Genomic DNA, 19,799 nt, shown 5'->3' with positions numbered 1-19,799 from the left:
TGAGTTAAGGTTGATGAATGTCGTTTCACCCCCAACAAATCGCCGGTAAAAACGCCGAAAAGACCAAAGCGCATAATCGTCGCGTGGTTTTGGGCTATTTGCAGACCCGCGATTCGGGGCGGGCCGAAATTGCCAAGGCCGCAGGGCTTTCAACACAAACCGTATCAAACCTGATGGCCGAATTGGAAACCGAGGGTCTTGTCTTGCGTACGGGGCGCAGGGCCGCGGCACGCGGTCAGCCGCCCGTGGTTTACACCTTTAACCCCGCAGGCGCTGCCGCCTTGGGGTTTGAGGTGCGGCCAGATATGCTGACGATGGTGCTCACCGATCTTGGCGGCACAGCCTTGACCAGCCAGCATATCCGGCTGCCCCAAACCGACCCGGAATTTGTGCTGGCGCAAATGGCCGCTTTGGCACGGCAGGCCGCAGCGAACAGCCCCATAGCCCGCATTTTGGGCGCAGGTCTGGTGATTCCCGGCCCCTTTGGCGTCGAAGGGTTAAGTGCGGCCGGTGCCACCACCCTGCCCGGCTGGGACCCCGCCACCCTGCCCACGCGGGCCGAGGCTGCTTTGGGCCTGCCCGTCCATATCGACAAAGACGCCACCGCCGCCGCCTTGGCCGAGGGCATGTCAGGCGCGGCCCAAGGTCTGCCCACCTATGCTTTCCTCTATTTCGGCTCCGGCCTCGGGCTTGGAATTGTGGCCCAAGGCCAGCCCTTGCGCGGAGCGTTTGGCAATGCGGGTGAAGTGGGGCATGTGATTATTCACCCCAATGGCCGCGCCTGTGATTGCGGCAATCACGGGTGTCTGGAACAATATGTCAGCCGCCTGTCAGTGCAGCGCCACCTGATCGCAAAGGGGCACCTTACGCCCGACACCTCTGGCACCGATGCCACCCTGCTGCGCCTGTTGGCAGACCAAAACCCCTACCTGACCGAGTGGCTGGAAACCGCCGCCGAGGCCCTGTCGCGTGCAATTGGCATGTTGGAAAACCTGTTCGATCCGCAATCCACCGTGCTGGGCGGTGCGCTGCCCGATGCGCTGATTGATGCGCTGATAGCCCGTCTAAACCTGCCCTCTGGCTCGGTCGCAAGCCGCGCAGATCGTACCACCCCGCGCGTACAGCGTGGCACCTCGGGCCGGTTTACGGCAGCACTTGGTGCCGCCGCCCTTGTCATCCACAACACCGTCACCCCGCGCCTTGATGCCCACCGAATGGAAACACCCCATGCCCCTGACTGATGCCGCCCGTATTCGCTTGCAGACCACCCACCCCACTGGCCTCATGCTGTGGCGCGCGTTGCAACCCTTGCGCGGGCTGGTGCGGTTCATGAACTCTGGCGCGCATCCGGATGATGAGCATTCCAGCATGCTCGCCGCGCTGACCTATCGTGATGGGCTGTCCGTTTCCTATGTCTGTTCGACCCGTGGCGAAGGTGGCCAAAACGACATCGGGCGCGAGGCAGGCGCCGCCCTTGGCACCCTGCGCACAGCCGAAATGCACGGGGCCGCAGATGTGCTGGGCCTGTCGATGTATTGGATGTCAGACACGCCAGAGGACCCGATCACCGATTTCGGCTTTTCGAAATCGGGCGTGGAGACGCTGGGCAAATGGGGCCAGGCCCATACCCTGCGGATGCTGGTGCAGGCGATCCGCGCTGAGCGCCCCGATATCCTGTGCCCCACGTTCCTTGACATCCCCGGCCAGCACGGTCACCACCGCGCCATGACCCAAGCCGCACATGAGGCGATGGACGCCGCCGCCGACCCCGCATTCGAGGCCGATGGCGCGCCGTGGCAGGTGGCCAAGCTGTACCTGCCCGCATGGTCGGGTGCGGGCGATGCCTATGATGATGATCTGCCCCCGCCCCCTGCCACCGTCCACATCTCCGGCGCAGGGCATGAACCCCCTTCGGGTTGGACATGGGCTGAGATCGGCCAGCAATCGCGCGTATACCATGCCACCCAAGGCATGGGCCGCTGGACCGGCGGGGTTGAGCCAAAGGGCTGGCCGCTCCACCTTGTGCGCAGCACTGTCGGCCCCGACCATGCCGGAAATAAGGCCAAAATCACCGATAACCTGCCCAATTCGTACTGCGATCTGCTGCCCGGCAACGCCAGTGCCGCCGACCTTGACGCGCAGCTTGCCGCTTGTGTGGCGACCTACCCAGACCCCGCCGCCACTTTGCACCACGCTTTCCTTGCCATTGCCCTCGCCCGCACTGCCCGCGCGCAATGTGTTGAGCGCAATCAACATTACGCGCTGCACCGCATTGATCGCACTATCGAGCAACTGTCGCGCGTGGCGTACCTTGCCTCAGGCGCGCGCCTTACCGCACGCTTGGCCACCGACCACGCCGAACCGGGCCAAACCATCGGCGCAACTCTGGCCCTGATCGCCCCCGCGCATCTGTGCAAAACCAACGCTGAATGGCATCTGCCAAAAGGCTGGCACGGCACAGATGACAGCATCACCCTGCCGAAAACCGCCCAGCCCTTTAACCCCTTCCCGATGATCCACAACGCCCATGCCCCCCAAGGCCCCGTCGCGGTGAAAATCACCCTAACCTACGAAGGCATAACCACGAGCCTAACCCTCCCGCCCGAGCGTCAACTTCTCGTCCTCCCCTCAATCCAAGCCACGATTGAACCGGCTACCGCCTTTCTGAACACCGCTGCGCCGCAGCCAATCGCCCTACGCTTATCCGAGGGCGCAAGCCTTAGCGCCGCCAAAGGCTTCACCCAAACCCCAAGCGGCGACGGGCTAACCCTCACCGCACTTGCCCCCACGCAAACCCTATTGACGCTACCCGTTACCAAGGGCGGTCAGCCCGCCCAAACCACCACCCGCATCAGCCAGCCCCATACCGGCCCGCTGATCTTTTCTGCCCCCGCCACCCTGCGTCTGCGGGTAGCCGAGGTCGCGCTGCCGAATGCCCGCATCGCCTATATCGGCGGCGGAAATGACCGCGTCGACCACTGGCTGCGCGCGATGGGGGCCGATGTCACCACCCTGCCCGATACCGCCCTGAACGCCCCAAGCTTGGCCGAGTACGACAGCCTTGTGATCGGCATATTCGCCCTGCGATTCCGGCCCAGTCTGGCCGCGTTTATGCCCGCCATCCACGCATGGGTGCAAAACGGCGGCACGCTGGTTACGCTCTATCACCGACCTTGGGATAACTGGGATGTAGCCCACACCGCCCCCGCGCTGCTGGAAATCGGCAAACCCAGCCTGCGCTACCGCGTCACGGATGAGGCGGCACATGTCACCCCCCTGCTGCCCGATCATCCGCTGCTGAACACCCCCAACACAATCACGCCCGAGGATTGGCACGGCTGGGTCAAAGAGCGCGGCCTCTATTTTGCCAAAAGCTGGGCACCCGCCTACCAGCCCCTGCTGCAAATGGCCGACCCGGATGAAGCCCCGCACCAAGGCGCATTGCTGTCGGGCCGCTTTGGCAAGGGCCAGCACCACCATTGCGCCCTGATCCTGCATTTGCAGATGGAGGCATTGGTCCCCGGAGCCTTCCGCCTGATGGCCAACCTGACCAATCCGCCCCCAGACCAGCCGCAATAAATGGCCATCATTCCACGCCTAACGGCGCCCCACACAACCCCCGACACAGGCCCCGCCCGCAACAACCTGCGCGGCGCGGTCTGGCTGCTGATGGATATGAGCTTTAACATCTGGGCGTTGACCATCGTCAAATCCTTGGGTGTGTCGCTGCCGTCCATCCAGATCGTGCTGATCCGCGCACTGGTGGGGCTTGCCGTCCTCATCCCCTTTGTTCTCTATAAGGGCGGCATCCAACGCCTGACCAACCCACGCCTGCAACTGTTACGCACGGGGCTGTCGACCATCGCCATGACTGGCAGTTTTTTCGGCGTGGCCAAGCTGCCATTTGCCATGTTTACCACCGTCAATTTTACGCGGCCCTTGCTGATGATGACCCTCGCGGCCCTGATATTGCGCGAACGTATCTTGCCCAAACAATGGCTTGCAGGCGGCATCGGCCTTGTCGGCGTGGTGATTGCGGTTGACCCGAACAGCCTTAGCCCTGCCTATGCCACGGGTCTCGCGGCGCTGTTTGCCTCGGTCTTTGCAGGCACCGGCGCGGTCATTATCCTGCGCCGGATGCGGCATGAGGACCCCTTGGCCCAGATGGTTTGGCAAACCGCAGGCCTTGCCGTGGTGGCCGCTATCCCTGCCGCACTTTACTGGCAAGCGCCGGGCGCTCACTGGCCCATCCTGCTCTCAATCGGCCTGTTTTCCCAAACGGCACAGTTTTGCTTTATGCGCGCCCATTACTGGGCCGAGGCCGGCGTGATTGCCCCCTTGGGCTATGCCTCGCTCATCCTCTCGGTCTCGGTCGGCTACTTCATCTTCGGTGAAATCCCGACAACCGGAATCTATGTCGGAGCGGCCCTCATCATCGGCGCGGCCCTGATGGCGGGCCAAAGGCGCAAACGCCCTTAGCCCATTTTCTAGGGCTGCGTCATCTTTCTAGGGCTGCGTCATCGCCGCATCCCATTCGTCCAGAAAGTTCCGGCGTTTAATCCGGTCTAGATACACCAACAAACCGGGATCCAGCCTGATCGGCCGCACATGCGGGGCAAGCGCGGCTTGGTCCAACGGCGGCAAATCGGCCACCCCGTCAATCAACGCCCGCCCCTGCGCGCCCAGCATGAAATCCAACAACGCGCCCCCCAGTTGCGGCCGCAGCGCGCCCACCGGCACAAAACCCGTGCGCAACAAAGCCACGGTAAAATCCTCGGGTTCGATCACCACAATATCCGGCTGTTTGGCGTCTGATCCGGCGGGCAGCCGCGTTTGCGCATAACTGCCGACCACATTATAGGCCAGCGCCAGATCACCACTTTCCAGATCATCAATCATATCACCGGAACAGCAATACAAACGCGCATTCAGGCGGCCCATCACCTCGGCCAGCCGCCAAAACGCATCGGTCTGGCGCGCATCTTGGGTGGCAAACAAATAACCAGCCCCCGAGACATGCGGGTCATAGGTCGCAATCCGCCCGTTGAACCGTTCGGGGTTGGCACGCAACAGATCGATCAGATCACGCCTGCTGCGCGGCACCTCTAGCCCTTGCAAGGCGCGGCGTGATGCCAGCATCACCACCGGCTCCAGCGCAAAGCCGAACAAGCGGTCACGCCACCGCGCCCAATCCGGCAGGCCCAGAACGGCAGCCGACACATAGCCCGCCGCAAACCCGTCATTGGCCAGTTTCATCTGCAAATCCATCGCTGACGAAATCACCAAATCAAATGCAGCCCCTTCATCATGCACCGCGCGGTACACCTCTTGGCTGGAGGCAACCACATAGCGCAGCCGCAACGTGGGGTTTTGCACCAAAAACGCATCAATCAGCGGCGCGAAAATCTCGGTATCGGTGGTTGAGAGGACCGACATTTCAACCCCAATCCCCGTGCCAAAAACCCGCTGATCCTCAATTTCAAAGGCCTGCCCAACGGAAGTACATTGCACTGTGGCACATAGCGCTAAAGCGCTGGCAAGAATAAGCTGGCGCATGTGCCCCCCGTCTCTATCTGTGTTAATTCAAACCGCCCGCCAAGGGCTGCCGCCACCTCGGTCACAATCGTCAGCCCAAGGCCTGAGCCGACAACATCGCCCACATTTTGCCCGCGCGTGAACCGACCGGTCAACTGTACCACAGGCACGCCCTGCAGCCCGCGGCCTTGGTCATACACCTGCACCACCGCCATGCCCTCGGCCCGCGACAGCACGATGCGCACCTCGGTTTCGGCCTCGGAATATTTGATCGCATTATCGACCAGATTGCGCAAAGCACTTTCCACCAGCAACGGGTCGCCCGTTGTCATCAGCGGGCCTTCGCCAACGACGGACAACACCAGCTCCTTTAGCTCGGCCGTCGGTTCAAACGCCCGCGCCACACTGTGCGCCACGCTGGCCAGATCGACCGCCACGCTTTCCAGCTGGTCCGACCGGTACAGCACCATCGCATGGTCCAGCAACTGGCTGGCCGACCGCGCACTGGCCTCGACCCCTCGGATCATGGACCGCAACCGAACCCGCGTGCCTTCGTCATTTGACTGGCGCAGCGCAATTTCCGCCTCGGTGCGCACCGTCGACAGTGGGGTGCGGATGTGATGCGCGGCCTCGGCAATGAACGTCTCGGTCTGCGACAGTGCCCCCCGCAGCCGCGCCACAAACCCGTTCAACGCCCCGATCAGCGGTGCCAACTCGCGCGGCGAAGGGTGGCGCACGGGCCGCAGATCACGCGGGCCGCGCCGCCCCACCGCCTCGGCCAAACGGTTGATCGGGTTAAACAGCGACCCCGCCGACAGCAAACTAAGGGGCACCGCCAGCAAGAAAAACCCAAGGCCGATAAGAGCGGCGCGGTTGGCCAAACTATCGGCAATCGCCGCCTGCCCCAGCCGCGTTTGCCCCACCAGCACCACCACAGGCACCGGCCCCTTGCCAACAATCATACTGCGCGCCACCACTGCGATCCGCAGCTCGGCATCAAGGTAGGGGGCAGTATAAAACGCGGCGGCCAGTGACGCAGGCTGTACCGCAGGCAGTGGCAAGTCATCATAGCCCGTCACAGTTTCCCCACCAATATCAATGCGGTAGAATAACCTATCTTGGCCAATCGCCCCAAGCATCGAAAAGGTAGCATAGGCCAGATCAACCTCTATCCCGTCCTCGGTCGCGCGCAGCTGTTCGGCAATCGAGGTCGTTGCCGCCCCCAAAATCGCATCTTGCGTGGCCTCGGCCGCGCGGTCGGCGGTGGTACGAACGGTGAAATACAGCAGCACCGCCAACACCGCCGCCACCACCAATAGCTGCACAACCAGCTTGGCGCGCAAGCTGCCATTGGGCAAAATTCTCTTCATCCGGTCGTCAGCCGATAGCCCAGCCCGCGCACTGTCTCAATCCGCGCCGCCGACCCGGCCAGCTTTTTGCGCAAGCGCCCGACATACACCTCAATTGCGTTATCACTGACGCTTTCGGCATAGGAAAACAGCCGGTCGCACAGTTGGTCTTTGCTGAAAATCCGGTCGGGGGCGGCCAGCAGCACCTCAAACAACCGCAGCTCGCGATTGCGCAGATCGCGGGCCTCACCTTTGATGGTGACGGTGGCCGTCAACGGGTTGAACGACAGGTCGGCATAGATTCGCACGGTTTGCGCCGCCCCCCCCCGACGGCGCAAAACCGCCCGCACACGCGCCTCGAGCTCGGCAAAATCAAACGGCTTGGTAATATAATCATCCGCCCCACTATCGAGCACATCAACGCGGTCCGATACCGCCGCGCGGGCCGTCATCACGATAACCGGCGTGTCATGGCCCGCCCTGCGTTGGGCCTGTAAAAACCGCCGCCCATCGCCATCTGGCAGCATAATATCCAGCAATATCAAGTCATAGGTTGCTGCATTCAAACAGTCCTGCGCCTCACTTAGACTGGCTGCCCAATCCACCCCATGCCCATCCAACGCCAGCAAATCGCGCACCGACTGCGCCAGTTCGGCGCTATCTTCGACCAGTAAAAATCGCACGTTTCTTTTGACTCCCCCTACCCATGACAGGTTAGTGTCAGCTTTGGCGCTAATCGTTACCCATGCAAGAGGGCCAGCGCAAGCGTGGCCCCCAACGCATGATAAAGTCTGGGAGGACACCAATGAAAATGACTATGTTCAAAGTGCTGGGCACCAGCGCTCTGCTTTCCGCCATCTCAACAACCTCCGTGTTTGCGACCGAGTGCATTGCACCCGCAAACCCTGGCGGCGGCTGGGATTTCACTTGCCGTCAAATCGCCAACATCATGTATGAGATCAAAGCGATCGACGCACCGATGCAAGTGACCAACATGAACGGCGGCGGCGGTGGCGTTGCCTTCTCGTCTGTTGTCGCTGACCATAATACCGATGCTGACGTAATCGTTGCAGCCTCTTCGGCAACCACCACCCGTTTGGCGCAAAACGCCTATGCTGGCATGACCGCCGACCAAGTGCGCTTTGTTGGCGCGATCGGCGCTGATCCGGGCGTTATCGTTGTGGCCAAAGACAGCCCGTTCCAAAACCTTGGCGAAATGGTTGCCGCGATCAAGGCTGATCCCGGTTCGGTTGCCTTTGCGGGTGGTTCGGCTGTGGGTGGTTTTGACCACATGAAACCACTGCAAATCATGAAAGCTGCTGGCTTTGATGACATCACAAAAATCAAATACATCGGCGTTGACGGTGGTGCAGATGCGATCACCCAAACCGTTGGTGGCTTTACCCAAGCGATGACCGGCGACATGTCGGAAATCACGGGCTTCATCAAATCGGGCGACGTTCGCGTTCTGGCCGTATTGACCGAAGAGCGTGTACCCGGTTTTGAAGACATCCCAACTGCCAAAGAGCAAGGCTTTGACGTGGTCGCCGTTAACTGGCGCGGCGTTTATGTGCCCAAAGGCATTTCCGACGAGGAGTTCAACACTTGGGCCACCCGCCTGAAAGCTGTTGCAGAAAGCGAGCAGTGGAAAACGGCTATGGCCGAAAACGGTCTGGCGCCGTTCACCAAAGTTGGCAGCGACTTCCAGTCTTGGGTTGATGGCGTGATTGCCGACACTGTGACCCTGTCCAAAGAAATCGGGGTTATCCAGTAATGCGTGGCGACCGGATTTTTGGTCTGGTCATGATGATTGTCGCGCTGGGGTATATCCTCAGCGCGACAACCATTCGTACCAGCTTTATGTCAGACCCCGTTGGCCCCCGCATCTTTCCGTATCTGATTGGCGGCGTAACCATGCTGTGCGCATTTGCGATGATGCTAAAGCCCGACCCAGATGTCGAATGGCCGATTGGCGCGACGCTGCTGAACCTTACTATCGCGCTGGTTGCGATGTTTGCCTATGCGATGATGGTCAAACCTTTGGGCTTTATTCTGCCCACGATCATCGTTTCGGGGATCCTGAGCTATCAAATCAACCCCAAGCCGCAATTGGCTGTGCTTACCGGCCTTGGCCTTGGTGTCGGGCTGTATGTGATGTTCAAATTCGTTCTTGGCCTTAGCCTTAAGGGCCTGCCGCCTGCTTTGATGGGCTAACGCGGTTTGCAGCGTGCAAGCGCTGACCAAGACTTATACAGGCCTGACCGCCTCCTGCATTAAGGATTTCCTCATGGATCTGCTGCACAATCTTGCGCTTGGGTTTTCCATCGCATTGTCGCCCTATACCCTTGTACTGGCCCTTATCGGCTGCTTTGTTGGCACAATTATCGGCGCGTTGCCGGGGCTTGGCCCATCGAACGGCGTGGCCCTCTTGATCCCGATATCATTCTCCATGGGCTTTGATGCGATCTCCGCGCTGGTCCTGCTGACTTCGGTCTATTACGGGGCAATGTATGGCGGCCGGATTTCATCCATCTTGCTAAACATTCCGGGTGATGAACCCGCGATGATGACCACGCTGGATGGTTACCCGATGGCGAAGCAAGGCAAAGCCGGCGATGCGCTGGTTATTTCGGGTGTTGCCTCATTCGTTGGTGCGCTTTTGGCCACCATCGGTCTGATGCTCATGGCGCCTTGGCTGGCCCGTGTTGCGTTTAAATTCGGCCCTGCCGAGTATTTTGCCCTGTATATGCTGGCGTTTTGTACGCTTGGCGGTGTGGGTTCCAACAACCAAGCCAAATCGGCGATGGCTGCCTGTATCGGCCTTGGCATCGCGATGATCGGGCTTGATAAAACCACCAACATGCAGCGCTTTACCTTTGGCAACCTGCACCTGTTTGATGGCATCGATTTCCTTGTCGCCATCGTCGGGCTGTTCGCCGTGTCAGAGGTGTTCCACTTTATTGAAAGCCACGGCAAAAACAGCGCGATCGGCGTGAAACTTGGCAAAGTGCTGATCCCGTGGAAGATGCTGAACGATACCAAGGGCGCTATGCTGCGCGGCTCGGGCATCGGTTTTGTCGCAGGTATTCTGCCGGGTGCAGGCGCGTCGCTTGGGTCGTTCCTTGCCTATATGGGCGAAAAAGCGATCTCGAAAGACAAAGAGTCATTCGGCAAAGGCAACCCGCGCGGTGTCGCCGCCCCCGAGGCTGGCAATAACGCCGCCGCCGGTGGCGCGCTCATCCCGATGCTGACCCTCGGCGTTCCCGGCTCCGGTACCACCGCTGTTTTGCTGGCGCTGTTGCTGACGCTGAACATCACACCCGGCCCGCTGTTGTTTACAGAGCGCCCAGATGTGGTCTGGTCGTTGATTGCAGCACTACTGATCGCCAACGTCATGTTGCTGATTATGAACGTGCCTATGGTTAAGGTCTTCGTCAAAATCCTGTCGGTGCCGTCTTACATCTTGCTGCCCGGTGTCACCATGATCGCCTTTGTCGGCATCTATTCCCTGACCGGTTCCAGCTTTGACATGATGCTGATGGTGGCCTTTGGCGTGCTCGGCTACGTCTGTCGCAAGATCGACATCCCGACTGTGCCGATCATCCTAGGTATCCTGCTGGGCAACGCGATGGAAGATAACCTGCGCCGTGCGATGATCTTGTCCGATGGCGATTGGGCCTATCTCTTCTCTTCGCCCATCGCTATCGGGTTCTGGATTGCGGCGGTTCTGGGCTTCCTCGCCCCGATCTTCCTGCGCCAGTTCGTGAAAAAACCACCGCTTCCTACAACGGACGAAGATTAAAGCGTGTAGCGTTTCACCCATATAAACATGCGCCAGACAAGGCACGTTCACCTTGTCTGGCGAAATCAGTTCAACGCAAAGGGCTCTCATATGCCAACCCGCGTCCTCATCCCCTCCGGTGTCCTCTGCCTCGGCTTTGACCGCGCTGCCTTGGCACGCGGTGTGGCCGCCAAGCCTGACCTCATCGCAATCGACGGGGGCTCCACCGACAGTGGGCCTTTCTCGCTGGGGGCGGGCCAATCCAAATACGCACGCTCTGTCACCAAATCGGAATGGCGTGAATTGATGTTGGCACGTGCCGAGGCTGGCGTGCCGCTGGTCATCGGCACCGCAGGCACCTGTGGCGCGGATGCCTGCGTTGATTGGATGTTCGACATTACTCAGGAAATCGCGTCCGAGCTTGGCCAAAGCTTGCGCATCGCCCGCCTCTACTCGGGCCAACCCGCGGCCCGCATCACGGATGCACTGGCCGCAGGCCGCATACGACCCCTGACGCCTGCACCCGAGATCAGCGCCGAAACCTTGGCGCAAATGACCAATATCGTCGCTCTTGCCGGTGCCGAGCAAATCCAAGCCGCCCTGAATACTGGCGCTGATATCATCATCGCCGGCCGCACCACCGACACCGCCATTATCGCAGCCCTGCCCCTGATGCGCGGCGATCATGCGGGCGCTGCATGGCACGGCGCCAAAATCGCCGAATGCGGTGCGCTGTGTTCCACCAACCCCACGTCGGGCGTCATCCAAGTGGATTTTGATAGCGAAGGTTTCACGGTTGAACCCCTCGCGGCAGGGGCCACCTGCACGCCGCATTCCGTTTCCGCCCATATGCTGTACGAGAACTCCGACCCGTTCATCCTGTATGAACCGGGCGGGCATCTGGACGTGACGCAAACCAAATACACCGCGCTTGACGCCACCCGCACTCGTGCGACCGGCTCTAAATGGGTGCCCGGCCCCTACACGGTAAAACTGGAAGGGGCCCGCGCGGCAGGCTTTCAAACCACGCTCATCGCGGTGCTGCGTGATGCCCATTACGTCGCAAACGCGCAGGCTTGGGCCGATAAACTGCACGGCTTCCTCACCGCTCTCATCGCTAAACGCATGGAGCTTGACGCGGCGAGCTACGCCCTCGATTTCCGCCTGATCGGCGTCAACGCGGCCCTTGGCCAAATGGAAAACCGCACAGGCACACCGGTAGAGGTTGGGGTGATGCTGATCATCACAGCGCAAACGCAGGCCATCGCGGCCGAGATCGGAAAACTTGCCAACCCGCACATGCTGCACTACCCGCTCACCGAAAACGAAGAGCTCCCAACCTTTGCCTTCCCCTATTCCCCCGCCCAATCCGACCGCGGTGCGCTGTACGAATTTGCGTTGAACCATGTGCTCGAACTAGACGACCCAATGTCCGCCTTCCGCCTATTGGTCACCGAGGTAAACCCATGACCCAAGTCGCTGATATCGCCCTCAAAGTCCGCTCCAAAAACGCGGGCCCCTTTTGGGTCACTGTCGATGTGTTTTGCGGCACGCCAACCGCCTATCACCAATTGCGCAACGCCCTGAAAACCGAGGCCATCGCCGCCCTCTACCACCAACCCACGCAGCTTTTGAAACGCTTCGACATTCCGTCGCTGAACGTGATCAAATTCTCATTCCCGCGCCCCGTAATCCAAGGCCACCGCACCGACCGCGACATGCACGGCGCCCAATGGTCAACCTTGCTCGCGGAACTAGAGGTCTAGCGCACGGGTTGGCCCCCACTTTCTGTTCGGCACAAATATCCTGGGGGTGAATTGGCCCCAAGGCCAAGAGGGGGCAACGCCCCCTACCCCGCCTACACTCCAGACCCACCCTTAGGTCGCCCAAGCTGAAACAAATCCGAACTGCGCGCATACCAGCCCGCGCCATGCATCCGCGCGATCAGCCCCAATGCGGGCGTATCGATATGCCCGCGCTCTGCATCCAAAACGACGGCATCGGCAATATGCGCCGCCACCACGCGGCCAATCACAATCGTCTGCATCGGCCCTGTCACCACCGATGACAGCATGACACATTCAAATGCCACAGGCGCCGCCGCAATCCGTGGCGGCCTTACATGAACGGACGCCGCCGCCTCCAACCCTGCCACGCCAAGCTCGCTCACCTCGGCGCCCACGCCCGCACTTGTCGCATTCATCGCCTCGGCCAGCGGCTCGGACACAAGGTTCACCACAAACTCACCCGTATCCAAAATATTGCGCGCGGTGTCTTTCCAGCCGCGCATCCCGTCGCGCACCAACCCCACCGCCACCGTGGGCGGCGTGTGCCCCATCGCGTTGAAAAAGCTGAAAGGGGCAGCATTCACAACGCCATTCACACCCAGCGTAGAAATCCACGCAATCGGGCGCGGCGTGATGGTCGAGGTCAGCAGCTTATAGCCAACCTCGGACGCGATCTTATCAAATTCGAACAGCATTGGGGAAAACCCTTTCCAGACTCGCGCCAATTCTAGCCACTATCGAACCCAACGCCACCCTGCTTCGCAAGGGATGCGACACAGCCTAGCGCGCCTGCGCCGGCACCTTGCTGTCAACAAAGGCCACGATATCTGCTGCAGGCCGAGATCCCGGCAGCCGCGCCACTTCGCGCCCTTTGTGATACAAAATCAACAGCGGGATCCCTTGGATCCGCAGCTTCTCTGATACCTTGGGGTGATCTTGGGTGTTGATCTTGGCAAAGCGTGCGCGGCCTTCCAACGCCTTGGCCGCCTTAGCAAACTCGGGCGCCATCATCCGGCACGGGCCACACCACGGTGCCCAGTAGTCCACGATAAGCGGCAACTCATCCCCGCGCGTGGCCTTATCATGCGAGGCCACGTCCAGCTCGGCCACCTTGCCGGTGACCAAAGGATCACCACAAGACCCGCATTTCGCCCCATCCGCCAGCTTGGCCAGCGGCACACGGTTCATCTGCCCACAAGTGGTGCAACAGAGTTTTACAGTATCCGACATAGCAACCCCCTAAAACATTCCAGTTGCAGAATATATGGTCTTGCCGAGGCAGTCTTTCAACCCCGACAAGACCGGCGGCAGCCCTATTCCGCGGCATCCTCATAGGCCGATAGCGGCGGGCAGGTGCAAATCAAATTGCGGTCGCCATAAACGTTGTCAACACGGCCAACCGGCGGCCAATACTTATCCACACGGAACGCGCCGGGGGGGAAGCACGCCGCCTCGCGGCTATACTTGCGGTCCCATTCAGCCACCAAATCATTCACCGTATGCGGCGCATGGCGTAGCGGGCTATCCTCGGCCGAAATATCGCCATCTTGGACCGATTGGATCTCGGCACGAATGGCCAACAGTGCTGTGATAAAGCGGTCAATCTCGGCCTTGGTCTCGCTCTCGGTCGGTTCTACCATCAAAGTTCCCGCCACCGGCCAAGACATTGTAGGTGCGTGAAAACCGTTATCGATCAGGCGCTTGGCGATATCATCCACCGTCACACCACACTCCCCAAAGGGGCGCGTATCCAAAATACATTCATGCGCCACACGGCCTTTGTTGCCCATGAATAAAATCGGATAAGCCCCGTTCAGCCGCGCCGCGATGTAGTTGGCGTTCAAAATCGCCACCTTGGTCGCTTGGGTCAGCCCTTCGCCGCCCATCATCAGGCAATAGGCCCATGAAATCAGCAAGATAGACGCCGACCCATAAGGTGCCGCCGAAACTGCGCCCTCTTCCAAACCCGCAACCTCATTATGCCCCGGCAAATACGGCGCCAAATGTGCGCCCACACCGATTGGCCCCATCCCCGGCCCGCCGCCACCATGCGGAATGGCAAAGGTTTTATGCAGGTTCAAATGACTTACATCGCCGCCAATCCGGCCCGGTTTGACCAGCCCCACCAGCGCGTTCATATTCGCGCCGTCGATATAGACCTGCCCGCCAAAGTCATGCGTGATCTTGCAGACCTCGCGCACGGTTTCTTCAAACACGCCATGCGTTGAAGGATAGGTGATCATGCACGCCGCCAAACGGTCACCCGCCGATGCGGCCTTGTCGCGGAAATCATCCAGATCGACATCGCCATTCGGGGCGGATTTAACCACCACAACCTTCATCCCTGCCATCTGCGCCGAGGCAGGGTTCGTGCCATGTGCAGATGTCGGGATCAGGCAAATATTGCGATCCGCCCCGCCATTGGCACGGTGATAGGCGGCAATCGTCAGCAGCCCCGCATATTCGCCCTGCGCGCCAGAATTGGGCTGCATCGACATCGCGTCATAGCCGGTAATTTCACACAGTTTGGCCGACAGATCGTCAATCGCTTCCTTATACCCCAGCGCCTGATCGGCCGGCACAAACGGGTGCAAACTGCCAAACTCGGGCCAAGTGATCGGCATCATTTCGGCGGCTGCGTTCAGCTTCATCGTGCAAGATCCAAGCGGGATCATCGCACGGTCCAGTGCCAAATCACGATCCGAAAGCCTGCGCATATAGCGCATCATTTCCGATTCCGCGCGGTTCATATGGAACACAGGATGGGTCAGATAGTCCGTCTCGCGCAGCATCGCTTCGGGAAAGCCCAGCTCGGCGCGGTGCGGCGGCACACCTTCAATACCAAAGGCGCGCAGCACCGAAATCAGAACCTTCTCATCCGTGGTTTCATCAACCGAAATCCCCACGCGGTCCGTGCCGATTTTGCGAAAGTTAAGGCCTTCATGGCGGGCGGCGGCCAAAATGCCCGCTTGGCCAACGCCAACCTCGACCGTGATCGTATCGAAAAACGCATCGGGCGAGACCTTGGCCCCCGCTGCCCGCAACGACCGCCCCAACCGCACGGCGGCAAAATGCACCCGCTCGGCGATAGACCGCAGGCCTTTCGGGCCATGAAACACCGCGTAAAATGATGCCATAACCGCCAGCAAAGCCTGCGCGGTACATACGTTCGACGTGGCCTTTTCGCGGCGGATATGCTGCTCGCGTGTTTGCAGCGACAATCGATAGGCCATGTTCCCGTGACTGTCGATTGAGACACCCACAATGCGCCCAGGCATCGCGCGTTTCAGTTCGTCCTTGCACGACATAAACGCGGCATGCGGCCCGCCGTACCCCATCGGTACGCCAAAGCGCTGGCTGGACCCGACTGCAATATCGGCCCCCATGGCACCCGGTTCTTTCAGAATCGTTAACGCCAGCAAATCCGTGGCCACAATCGCAATCGCCTTTGCGCCATGCAACGCGTCGATCTGATCTGTATAATCAGTCACATGGCCGTAGGTGCCAGGATATTGGAAAATTCCGCCAAATACGAGGCTTGCATCCATGGTCGCAGGATCGCCAACCATCACCTCAATCCCCAAAGGGGCTGCGCGGGTCTTAATCACCTCAATCGTCTGCGGATGGCAGTTGCGATCAACAAAGAAGCCGCGCGCCTTAGATTTCGCACTCCGTTCCGCCATGGTCATTGCCTCGGCCGCCGCAGTTGCCTCATCCAGCAGGCTGGCATTGGCCACCGGCAGGCCGGTTAAATCGGCAACCATAGTCTGATAGTTCAACAGCGCCTCTAGCCTACCTTGCGCGATCTCGGGCTGATAGGGGGTATAGGCCGTATACCACGCGGGGTTTTCCAAAATGTTGCGCTGAATGGCGGGGGGCGTGACCGTGCCGTAATAGCCTTGCCCGATCAGGCTGGTCATCACCTTATTCTTGGCCGCAACACCGCGCATTTTTGCCAGCAACTCATGCTCGGCCAAAGGCGCCCAGCCCAAAGGCGTTTTTTGCTGGATCGAGGCGGGGATAGTTTCATCCATCAGCGCGTCGAGGCTTGCAGCGCCCACAACCCGCAGCATCTCGTCCATCTCCTCGGGCGATGGGCCGATATGGCGACGATTGGCAAAATCATAGGTGTTATAGGCAACAGGGGTATAGGTCATATCCATCCTCAAGCTCGGTCAGCACTCATCTCGGGCACGGCCCCCGAATTTTCGTTGAAAAATCGAAGGCCGCCAGCCCGGACACAAAAGGTCAGCCGATCAAATCATTATATTCATCTTCGGTCATGAAATCATCGAGCACAGACAGGTCGTCGACCTTTAGCTTAAAGAACCACGCATCACCGGTCGGATCGTCGTTCACCATGCCGGGCCGATCAGACAGCTTGTCGTTCACCTCGACAATCTCGCCATCAATCGGGGCCAGAATATCCGAGGCCGCCTTAACAGATTCGATCACAACCACTTCATCGCCCGTGGCGACCATGGTCTCCGGCTCGGGCAGCTCCACAAACACAACGTCGCCCAACTGGGTCGCCGCATGTTCGGTAATGCCAACAACGACAAGGTCGCCTTCAACGCGCAGCCATTCGTGATCTTCGGTATATTTCATCATCGTATCGTTCCTTAGGGGTTTATAATTCGTCAACGTTTATAGGTGGATGCACGGAATGGTAGGGCGGCCACAGTGACGGGCAACCGCTTGCCCCGCACCTCGCCCCACAGCTGCGTGCCCACTGTCGCGAGCGCGGCTGGCACATAGCCCATCGCGATAGGGGCCTCAACAGAAGGACCAAACCCACCCGAGGTTACGCGCCCAACGGCCACGCCCCCCTCGCCTGCATCGAACAGCTCTACCCCTTCGCGCATCGGCGCACGGCCATCGGGCAGCAGCCCTACACGCAGGCGCGCAGGCCCATCCGCCAGCTGCGCCAAAATCACCTCTGCCCCCGGAAAGCCGCCCGCCCGCGCACCTTCACGCCGGGCTTTTTGGATGGCCCAAGACAGGTTTGCCTCGACCGGCGACACGGTCTCATCCATATCATGGCCGTACAGGCACAAGCCCGCCTCCAGCCGTAAACTATCGCGCGCGCCCAAACCAATCGGTGCTACCGCCGGATGCGCCAACAACGCCTTGGCAAGACCCACCGCCCCCGCATTCGGCACCGAAATCTCAAAACCGTCCTCGCCGGTATAGCCCGAGCGTGAAATCCACAGCTCTCCAAACACCGAATGCGCGGTGATCACATCCATGAACCGCATGTCCATCACGGCAGCGATCATCCCGGAAATTGCATCCTCGGCCCCTGGCCCCTGCAAGGCCAGCAACGCACGGTCTGTTTGCTCTTCGACCTCCGCTACATCCGCCAAAATGGCCCGCATGTGTGCAATATCGCCCGTTTTGCAGCCCGCATTCACCACGACAAACCAGTGATCGCCGCGATTGGCAAACATCAAATCGTCAATAATCCCGCCCGTATCATTGGTGAACACCCCATAGCGCTGCCGCCCCTCGGCCAGCCCCGCCACAGAAACCGGCATCATCGCCTCTAACCCTGCGACGAGTGCGTCCATACCGGCCTTGGGGCGCAAAACCACCTGCCCCATATGGCTTACATCAAACAGGCCTGCCTGCGCGCGGCAATGCAAATGCTCTTTCAACACCCCCATCGGGTATTGCACGGGCATCTCATAGCCCGCAAACGGCACCATTTTGGCGCCCAATCCCACATGTAAATCAAACAAAACCGTCCGCGCCAGCTCGGCCATAAAGCCCCCTTAACCACGCCGGAAAACCCCCGGCACCCCGCGAACAGGCCAATCCCACCCGCAAAATGCCCCCTCTGTCCTTGCCCAATACAGGGCGCCTGAGATCGTTATCCCTTCGGCGGGCGCAACAAGTAACGCCACTCTCCAGAGTCCACCACCAGAACCGGTCCTTTTGCCTGAGAGTTTACCGGGGCGGTTGCTCCTTCGGCACCAGAACAGGGCTTGCGCCCAGACCGGATTCTCCCGATCCTGATGTCGAATACCTAGCCCGCGCACCCCGCACGTGGCAAGCCCGAAATGATTACGACGCAAAAGATACGGATTCCGACATGACCCAACAATTATTCGCCCCCCAACACTTCTTCGGCTATGGCTCGCTCGTCAATCGCGCCACCCACAGCTATCCGAATGCCGCAAGAGCAAGCCTTACCGGCTGGCGGCGCACTTGGGTTCATACCGCAGTCCGCCCGCTTGCCTTTTTGTCGGTAGAGCCTGCGCCGGACACCACGATCCAAGGCCTGATTGCCCATGTCCCAAACGGCGACTGGGCCGCACTTGATACCCGCGAAAGCGGCTATAATCGCCATTTGGCCGAGGTGCTTTTGCAAGACAACACGCCCCACCCCATCCAAGTCTACGCCGTCCCGCAATCCGCAGGCCCAGTAGAGGCGCACCCCATCCTCCTCAGCTATATCGATGTGGTCGTCCAAGGCTTTTTGCAGGAATTCGGACACAAAGGCGCCGAGGATTTCTTTGCCACAACAACAGGTTGGAACGCCCCCATCATAAACGACCGCGCGGCACCACAATACCCAAGGGCCCAACGGCTGACGGCTGGGGAAACGGCTGTGGTGGATGCAGGTTTAGCGCAGTGTGACGCCACCGTAATAGGCTGACCTATCGGGGCAAAAACCGCCGCCCTGAACGGGACTTATGGGCGGCATCGGCTGCGATACGCAGTTTTGGCGCAGGTATACGGCGCTAGTCGGCGAATGTCAGCGTATCCCAATGGGCCTGAGCCAGAGCGATCATGTCATCCGGCCCTTTATCAAAGACTTTCCCTCCGGCAGCGGCAAAGAAAACATATAATTTGTCCCCACGAATCCGCCATACTTCTGGATCGCCGGGCACTTCCTGTTTCAATGACATGGCCCGCGTGCAATATCCGCCGAATTGCGGGGCATAGGCCTCTGGATTGGCTTGGAACAGACCTGCGTCCTCTGGGCTTGCGAAACGCCATCTGGCGCCTTTCCACGTCACAGTTGTGGCATCTGTGCCGTCGATCGCCGCGCCCGCCGTAAAATAGGCCGTGCTGTCATAGCCATCAAGGGCGTGGCCTGACTTTGAAAGGCTGAAACGGCTGATGGTTTTGGCAAAAACGGCTGATGGAAGCAGCGCCAAAGCGGTGATCGCCAGTGTTGCCTGACCAAATGTCCGGCGGCTCATCAAAACGGTCATCTTGCGTCTACCTAGATCCACGAAAAACAGATTTTCGGGATTTTTATTAGGGCCTGTGGACATTCATCTTGAGGCAATCAAAGTTGCTGCAAGGTTCCAACTGGCTGTGTAGCTGCAGTCAGTT

Annotated in this window: 18 protein-coding genes and 1 riboswitch; of the genes, 9 read left to right on the top strand and 9 right to left on the bottom strand. The window is 59.9% G+C overall.

What is annotated here, in order from left to right; translation table 11 throughout:
• Positions 1-17: 17 nt before the first annotated feature.
• The 3 genes from ACEN2J_RS14395 to ACEN2J_RS14385 are packed head-to-tail and all read left to right on the top strand — an operon-like array spanning position 18 to position 4,479.
• Positions 18-1,241 carry an ROK family transcriptional regulator gene (locus ACEN2J_RS14395; protein ID WP_442106799.1) on the top strand — a complete coding sequence of 408 codons (1,224 nt, stop codon included), beginning with the start codon at positions 18-20 and terminating at the stop codon, positions 1,239-1,241.
• The gene (locus ACEN2J_RS14390; protein WP_442106798.1) at positions 1,228-3,579 is read left to right on the top strand and encodes a PIG-L family deacetylase; all 2,352 of its coding nucleotides are present in this window, start codon (positions 1,228-1,230) and stop codon (positions 3,577-3,579) included. The genes ACEN2J_RS14395 and ACEN2J_RS14390 overlap by 14 nt, the downstream gene beginning before the upstream one ends.
• A complete protein-coding gene (locus ACEN2J_RS14385) occupies positions 3,580-4,479 on the top strand; it encodes a DMT family transporter (RefSeq protein WP_442106797.1) in 900 nt (299 codons plus the stop codon).
• Positions 4,480-4,506: 27 nt separating this feature from the next.
• Here the strand turns inward: ACEN2J_RS14385 and ACEN2J_RS14380 are convergent, their stop codons facing one another.
• The 3 genes from ACEN2J_RS14380 to ACEN2J_RS14370 are packed head-to-tail and all read right to left on the bottom strand — an operon-like array spanning position 4,507 to position 7,567.
• Entirely contained in the window at positions 4,507-5,556 is a 1,050-nt protein-coding gene (locus ACEN2J_RS14380; RefSeq protein ID WP_442106796.1) for an ABC transporter substrate-binding protein, read from the bottom strand.
• Positions 5,526-6,905: a sensor histidine kinase gene (locus ACEN2J_RS14375; RefSeq protein ID WP_442106795.1), complete on the bottom strand. Its 1,380-nt coding sequence runs from the start codon at positions 6,903-6,905 to the stop codon at positions 5,526-5,528. Before ACEN2J_RS14375 ends, ACEN2J_RS14380 begins: the two co-directional genes overlap by 31 nt.
• Positions 6,902-7,567 carry a response regulator transcription factor gene (locus ACEN2J_RS14370; protein WP_442106794.1) on the bottom strand — a complete coding sequence of 222 codons (666 nt, stop codon included), beginning with the start codon at positions 7,565-7,567 and terminating at the stop codon, positions 6,902-6,904. Before ACEN2J_RS14370 ends, ACEN2J_RS14375 begins: the two co-directional genes overlap by 4 nt.
• Before the next feature lie 122 nt (positions 7,568-7,689).
• On the opposite strand from ACEN2J_RS14370, the gene ACEN2J_RS14365 reads away from it, so the two are divergent.
• The 5 genes from ACEN2J_RS14365 (at position 7,690) to ACEN2J_RS14345 (ending at position 12,431) form a co-directional block, all read left to right on the top strand.
• The gene (locus tag ACEN2J_RS14365; protein ID WP_442106793.1) at positions 7,690-8,658 is read left to right on the top strand and encodes a Bug family tripartite tricarboxylate transporter substrate binding protein; all 969 of its coding nucleotides are present in this window, start codon (positions 7,690-7,692) and stop codon (positions 8,656-8,658) included.
• Complete coding sequence (locus ACEN2J_RS14360) at positions 8,658-9,098, top strand: tripartite tricarboxylate transporter TctB family protein (protein WP_442106792.1); 441 nt, start codon at positions 8,658-8,660, stop codon at positions 9,096-9,098. Before ACEN2J_RS14365 ends, ACEN2J_RS14360 begins: the two co-directional genes overlap by 1 nt.
• Positions 9,099-9,171: 73 nt before the next feature.
• Positions 9,172-10,686, top strand: coding sequence for a tripartite tricarboxylate transporter permease (locus ACEN2J_RS14355; RefSeq protein WP_442106791.1), 1,515 nt, complete (start codon positions 9,172-9,174; stop codon positions 10,684-10,686).
• A gap of 90 nt (positions 10,687-10,776) precedes the next feature.
• On the top strand, positions 10,777-12,135 hold the full coding sequence (locus ACEN2J_RS14350) for an acyclic terpene utilization AtuA family protein (RefSeq protein ID WP_442106790.1): 1,359 nt from the start codon (positions 10,777-10,779) through the stop codon (positions 12,133-12,135).
• Positions 12,132-12,431, top strand: coding sequence for a DUF4387 family protein (locus tag ACEN2J_RS14345; RefSeq protein WP_442106789.1), 300 nt, complete (start codon positions 12,132-12,134; stop codon positions 12,429-12,431). The genes ACEN2J_RS14350 and ACEN2J_RS14345 overlap by 4 nt, the downstream gene beginning before the upstream one ends.
• Before the next feature lie 92 nt (positions 12,432-12,523).
• On the opposite strand, the gene ACEN2J_RS14340 is transcribed toward ACEN2J_RS14345, so the two are convergent.
• The 5 genes from ACEN2J_RS14340 to gcvT form a co-directional block, all read right to left on the bottom strand.
• Entirely contained in the window at positions 12,524-13,147 is a 624-nt protein-coding gene (locus tag ACEN2J_RS14340) for a flavin reductase family protein (protein WP_442106788.1), read from the bottom strand.
• A gap of 85 nt (positions 13,148-13,232) precedes the next feature.
• Positions 13,233-13,682 (bottom strand): thioredoxin TrxC, encoded by a 450-nt coding sequence (gene trxC, locus ACEN2J_RS14335; protein WP_442106787.1) that lies wholly within the window; start codon positions 13,680-13,682, stop codon positions 13,233-13,235.
• 83 nt (positions 13,683-13,765) lie between these two features.
• Positions 13,766-16,609, bottom strand: a complete 2,844-nt coding sequence (gene gcvP / locus ACEN2J_RS14330) for an aminomethyl-transferring glycine dehydrogenase (RefSeq protein WP_442106786.1) — start codon at positions 16,607-16,609, stop codon at positions 13,766-13,768.
• Between the two features lie 91 nt (positions 16,610-16,700).
• Positions 16,701-17,060 (bottom strand): glycine cleavage system protein GcvH, encoded by a 360-nt coding sequence (gcvH, locus tag ACEN2J_RS14325; protein WP_442106856.1) that lies wholly within the window; start codon positions 17,058-17,060, stop codon positions 16,701-16,703.
• 32 nt (positions 17,061-17,092) lie between these two features.
• Positions 17,093-18,217 (bottom strand): glycine cleavage system aminomethyltransferase GcvT, encoded by a 1,125-nt coding sequence (gene gcvT, locus ACEN2J_RS14320; RefSeq protein WP_442106785.1) that lies wholly within the window; start codon positions 18,215-18,217, stop codon positions 17,093-17,095.
• 154 nt (positions 18,218-18,371) lie between these two features.
• Positions 18,372-18,473, bottom strand: a riboswitch (glycine riboswitch).
• A gap of 73 nt (positions 18,474-18,546) precedes the next feature.
• On the opposite strand from gcvT, the gene ACEN2J_RS14315 reads away from it, so the two are divergent.
• Positions 18,547-19,113: a gamma-glutamylcyclotransferase family protein gene (locus tag ACEN2J_RS14315; RefSeq protein ID WP_442106784.1), complete on the top strand. Its 567-nt coding sequence runs from the start codon at positions 18,547-18,549 to the stop codon at positions 19,111-19,113.
• Positions 19,114-19,198: 85 nt separating this feature from the next.
• Here the strand turns inward: ACEN2J_RS14315 and ACEN2J_RS14310 are convergent, their stop codons facing one another.
• Entirely contained in the window at positions 19,199-19,675 is a 477-nt protein-coding gene (locus ACEN2J_RS14310; protein WP_442106783.1) for a YHS domain-containing (seleno)protein, read from the bottom strand.
• Between the last annotated feature and the right edge of the window lie 124 nt (positions 19,676-19,799).

The sequence above is a fragment of the Pseudorhodobacter sp. W20_MBD10_FR17 genome (genome assembly GCF_052119765.1).
Classification (GTDB): domain Bacteria; phylum Pseudomonadota; class Alphaproteobacteria; order Rhodobacterales; family Rhodobacteraceae; genus Pseudorhodobacter.
The sequence above is the reverse complement of the archived record's forward strand: the minus strand, read 5'-3'. Positions and strand labels throughout refer to the sequence as shown.

What these genes read in the sequence shown, in the direction of transcription:
- ACEN2J_RS14395 (WP_442106799.1), top strand. Translation starts at nt 18, where the DNA reads ATGTCGTTTCACCCCCAACAAATCGCCGGTAAAAACGCCGAAAAGACC.
- ACEN2J_RS14390 (WP_442106798.1), top strand. Translation starts at nt 1,228, where the DNA reads ATGCCCCTGACTGATGCCGCCCGTATTCGCTTGCAGACCACCCACCCC.
- ACEN2J_RS14385 (WP_442106797.1), top strand. Translation starts at nt 3,580, where the DNA reads ATGGCCATCATTCCACGCCTAACGGCGCCCCACACAACCCCCGACACA.
- ACEN2J_RS14380 (WP_442106796.1), bottom strand. Translation starts at nt 5,556, where the DNA reads ATGCGCCAGCTTATTCTTGCCAGCGCTTTAGCGCTATGTGCCACAGTG.
- ACEN2J_RS14375 (WP_442106795.1), bottom strand. Translation starts at nt 6,905, where the DNA reads ATGAAGAGAATTTTGCCCAATGGCAGCTTGCGCGCCAAGCTGGTTGTG.
- ACEN2J_RS14365 (WP_442106793.1), top strand. Translation starts at nt 7,690, where the DNA reads ATGAAAATGACTATGTTCAAAGTGCTGGGCACCAGCGCTCTGCTTTCC.
- ACEN2J_RS14360 (WP_442106792.1), top strand. Translation starts at nt 8,658, where the DNA reads ATGCGTGGCGACCGGATTTTTGGTCTGGTCATGATGATTGTCGCGCTG.
- ACEN2J_RS14355 (WP_442106791.1), top strand. Translation starts at nt 9,172, where the DNA reads ATGGATCTGCTGCACAATCTTGCGCTTGGGTTTTCCATCGCATTGTCG.
- ACEN2J_RS14350 (WP_442106790.1), top strand. Translation starts at nt 10,777, where the DNA reads ATGCCAACCCGCGTCCTCATCCCCTCCGGTGTCCTCTGCCTCGGCTTT.
- ACEN2J_RS14345 (WP_442106789.1), top strand. Translation starts at nt 12,132, where the DNA reads ATGACCCAAGTCGCTGATATCGCCCTCAAAGTCCGCTCCAAAAACGCG.
- ACEN2J_RS14340 (WP_442106788.1), bottom strand. Translation starts at nt 13,147, where the DNA reads ATGCTGTTCGAATTTGATAAGATCGCGTCCGAGGTTGGCTATAAGCTG.
- trxC (WP_442106787.1), bottom strand. Translation starts at nt 13,682, where the DNA reads ATGTCGGATACTGTAAAACTCTGTTGCACCACTTGTGGGCAGATGAAC.
- gcvP (WP_442106786.1), bottom strand. Translation starts at nt 16,609, where the DNA reads ATGACCTATACCCCTGTTGCCTATAACACCTATGATTTTGCCAATCGT.
- gcvH (WP_442106856.1), bottom strand. Translation starts at nt 17,060, where the DNA reads ATGAAATATACCGAAGATCACGAATGGCTGCGCGTTGAAGGCGACCTT.
- gcvT (WP_442106785.1), bottom strand. Translation starts at nt 18,217, where the DNA reads ATGGCCGAGCTGGCGCGGACGGTTTTGTTTGATTTACATGTGGGATTG.
- ACEN2J_RS14315 (WP_442106784.1), top strand. Translation starts at nt 18,547, where the DNA reads ATGACCCAACAATTATTCGCCCCCCAACACTTCTTCGGCTATGGCTCG.
- ACEN2J_RS14310 (WP_442106783.1), bottom strand. Translation starts at nt 19,675, where the DNA reads ATGACCGTTTTGATGAGCCGCCGGACATTTGGTCAGGCAACACTGGCG.